Raw genomic sequence first — 3,348 nt, 5'->3', positions numbered from 1 at the left:
CCATCTTTAAATACGCCCGATGAAAAACATACGTGTCCAAAATGCGGAAAAATAGCCATATCAAGAGAAGAAATAACAAAGGAGTTTGGATTCAGAACTGACACTAATGGGAAGATGAGAACGCAAAGTTGGTGCAAGGATTGTCGAGGTAGGAAAATTGCGGATTTACCATAACGTCGCATTACGCGCACCGCAGAAACGCGCTGAACGCGATTCTGCCGCAAACACCGCAAAAAGAGATGTTTTCCCCGGGGTAAACCGGAAAAATGCGTCAGGATTGTTTTCAGCGCGTTGCATGACTATGCATGAAACTGAATGGCGATCGGTTTGGGGGCTTACGGCGTTCATATCGTCTGTTTTCGACAGTTTCTCTCCGGGAAGCTAATCAGCCATAAGCCTGGATAACAGGGCACGGTGATACTCCGTAATAGCGATCAGCACCTCCGCATACTCCCTGTCCCCGACACGCTTGCCGTCGATAAAGAGTTTTTTCTGTAACGCCCCCAGTCTCATAACTTCTTTCAGTACCCGGTCATCAGTCAGTGAGTTAACTTTCTTACCGAGAGCTGCCGCCCGTAAAAAACCAGAAACGGTCTTGCCGCATTCAGCAGCCCTTTTTCTGATTTCCTGGTCTTCTTCTGCCGTCAGACGAACAGGGCGACTGATAGCCCGCCTGCGCGTATTACTTCCACTTCGTTTTGTCATAAAACATGGCTCCGTATCTGACATGGGGTGTCGGGGCGAAGCCCTGACCAGGGTAATTGTAATAGCGTGCATGTATGCGCGGTATAACAATTGCACATCCTGTCCTGTCTGCAAGTTCGAATTACCAACAAAGCACTGCTGTTTTTTTGGCAGTGACAGTGTTGTCTGACTGAAATGTCCGTCGGCAGAATACCGGCGGTAAGACGGTCCAAAAGTGGTGCGCGATATAATCACACGACGCAGATGACAGACAGAACGGAGAAAACAGAAAGATGAACAAGCAGCAGCAAACTGTACTCAACATGGCGGGATTCATAAAAAGCCAGAGCCTGACGCTGCTCGAAAAACTGGACGCACTCGATGCTGACGAGCAGGCCGCCATGTGTGAGAAGCTGCACGAACTCGCAGAAGAACTCCAGAACAGCATACAGACACGCTTTGAAGTAGAAAATAGCACAGAGATATAACGCTCAGGGCAGGATGCCGAACGGCACAACAGAGCGTAAGGAGAAAATGTCACATAAGGCGCTCTTCCGCTTCCTCGCTCACTGACTCGCTACGCTCGGTCGTTCGACTGCGGCGAGCGGTGTCAGCTCACTCAAAGGCGGTAATACGGTTATCCACAGAATCAGGGGATAACGCCGGAAAGAACATGTGAGCAAAAAGCCGAAGCCAGGGACAAAGGCCGCGCCGTTGGCGTTTTTCCATAGGCTCCGCCCCCCTGACGAGCATCACAAAAACCGACGCTCAAGTCAGAGGTGGCGAAACCCGACAGGACTATAAAGATACCAGGCGTTTCCCCCTGGAAGCTCCCTCGTGCGCTCTCCTGTTCCGACCCTGCCGCTTACCGGATACCTGTCCGCCTTTCTCCCTTCGGGAAGCGTGGCGCTTTCTCATAGCTCACGCTGTTGGTATCTCAGTTCGGTGTAGGTCGTTCGCTCCAAGCTGGGCTGTGTGCACGAACCCCCCGTTCAGCCCGACCGCTGCGCCTTATCCGGTAACTATCGTCTTGAGTCCAACCCGGAAAGACACGACTTATCGCCATTGGCTGCGGCCATTGGTAGACAGGATGTGCGAGAGATGTATCGAGAGTTCTTGAAGTGATGGCCTGACTGCGGCTACACTGAAAGGACAGATTTGGTGACATGTCTCGCACAAGACTGTTACCACGGTTCAGAAGTTCCCCAACTTACTGAACCTTCGAAAAACCACCTCCCCAGGTGGTTTTTTCGTTTCAGGAAAAGAGACTACAGCTGAGAGAAAAAAATCTCAACATATCCTTACCAGCCACTATTCAGATATTTAATCATCTGATTCAGTGAAGAGTGGGTTGTAATGCGCCGCATCAGACTTAGGGAAGGGCTCATGTGTAGGGGAGAAGCCTACGACAAACACCGTGCCATCGTTGAGTTTTTGATAGTGGATCACTTCAGCGGAGGTTAGCCCCGCAACGTTCATACCCAAGTTAAAAGTCATCGATCTAAGTTTGACCCCTTCTGGATATGGACCGCAATGATAATGCCAATAGTTCCCGTCTTCGTACGCATCAGTACCGGAAATTTTAATGGAATTATCATCAAGCCATGAAGGCTTGTTTTTCCCTGGAAGAGGCTCTTCACGAGTTATCGCACCCAAGAAAGAGGCTAATGCCCGGCGTTGCTCTTCTTTGAGGTAGGGTAAATCTACGAAATACTTTTCATTCAGCTTCCCGTCTCGGAAAGCCGAATGAAGCTCAAACTTATTGAATTTGGTTGTCATCAAACACTTTCCACTTACCTTACTGAGTAAGTAGATAGCATATCAAAGATCGATTCATCAGACTGCGGAGAATCGCATTTTAACGCTTCATGTGCCTGATTCTTGTATGAACGCGAGAGCAGCACTTCGTCAGCACGAGATTTGTACTGCTGACGACGTTCTGTATCGCAGCTGTGATTATCAAATCGTACGTTTGCCAACATGTCAGTCCTATGTTTGAAGAAGTCTGGGAAGATAAAATCTTACTCAATTAGATGGTAAGAGAGGTCCTTTCCCAGTGCTAGACATTAGGCCTTTTTGGTCAAATTAAAGGGCGGCATTGATGCCGCCCAAATAATAAATCATAATAACAATACCTATATATATAGGTATTGTTATTATGATTGGTGACAGAAATTGAAATCAGAAATCGAACTCAAAAAAACAGAACACTCATCAGTAGAGATCCCAGAAAGGATCTTAGCCATATGGGGGCGCAGCATTTTAAACTCTGGCTGGACATCCGTCCCCAATGAACTATTAAAAAACCAATCTAAGCTAGGAATAGGAAACACAGAGCTTGTACTTTTGATTAATCTGATATCTTTCATGCATCATCCTGACGCAAGAGTGTACCCATCAATTTCACTTCTATGCGAAAGAATGAATCAGGACAGACGAACAATTCAGAGAAATTTAAACAAGTTAGTAGAAATGGACATTCTGAGGATAAAAATACGCTCCACCGGCAAAAACTCTAAAGGAATGACTAACTTGTATGACATAACCCCTTTAATGCTGAAGTTAATCAACCTAAAAATACCATCTTTAAATACGCCCGATGAAAAACATACGTGTCCAAAATGCGGAAAAATAGCCATATCAAGAGAAGAAATAACAAAGGAG

The 3,348-nt window shown here is 46.8% G+C and carries 5 protein-coding genes; 3 read left to right on the top strand and 2 right to left on the bottom strand.

Annotated features, from left to right (window positions below; translation table 11 throughout):
• Positions 1–381: 381 nt before the first annotated feature.
• Positions 382–705 carry a plasmid mobilization protein MobA gene (gene mobA, locus FTE26_RS00940; RefSeq protein ID WP_000166966.1) on the bottom strand — a complete coding sequence of 108 codons (324 nt, stop codon included), beginning with the start codon at positions 703–705 and terminating at the stop codon, positions 382–384.
• Positions 706–977: 272 nt separating this feature from the next.
• On the opposite strand from mobA, the gene FTE26_RS00935 reads away from it, so the two are divergent.
• Positions 978–1,172, top strand: a complete 195-nt coding sequence (locus FTE26_RS00935; protein WP_001041643.1) for a Rop family plasmid primer RNA-binding protein — start codon at positions 978–980, stop codon at positions 1,170–1,172.
• A 487-nt stretch (positions 1,173–1,659) separates the two neighbouring features.
• A complete protein-coding gene (locus FTE26_RS20135) occupies positions 1,660–1,809 on the top strand; it encodes a replication initiation protein (RefSeq protein WP_425293218.1) in 150 nt (49 codons plus the stop codon).
• A gap of 198 nt (positions 1,810–2,007) precedes the next feature.
• Here FTE26_RS20135 and FTE26_RS00930 read toward each other — a convergent pair whose 3' ends face one another.
• Positions 2,008–2,463, bottom strand: a complete 456-nt coding sequence (locus FTE26_RS00930; RefSeq protein ID WP_272457328.1) for a hypothetical protein — start codon at positions 2,461–2,463, stop codon at positions 2,008–2,010.
• Between the two features lie 396 nt (positions 2,464–2,859).
• On the opposite strand from FTE26_RS00930, the gene FTE26_RS00925 reads away from it, so the two are divergent.
• Positions 2,860–3,348 (top strand): helix-turn-helix domain-containing protein (locus tag FTE26_RS00925; RefSeq protein ID WP_272457367.1); only part of this gene is annotated, 489 nt, incomplete at its 3' end.

Origin of the sequence: Escherichia sp. S10b (assembly GCF_028421345.1) — a bacterium.
Classification (GTDB): Bacteria; Pseudomonadota; Gammaproteobacteria; order Enterobacterales; family Enterobacteriaceae; genus ECMA0423.
This window is presented reverse-complemented; position numbering and strand designations above follow the sequence as displayed.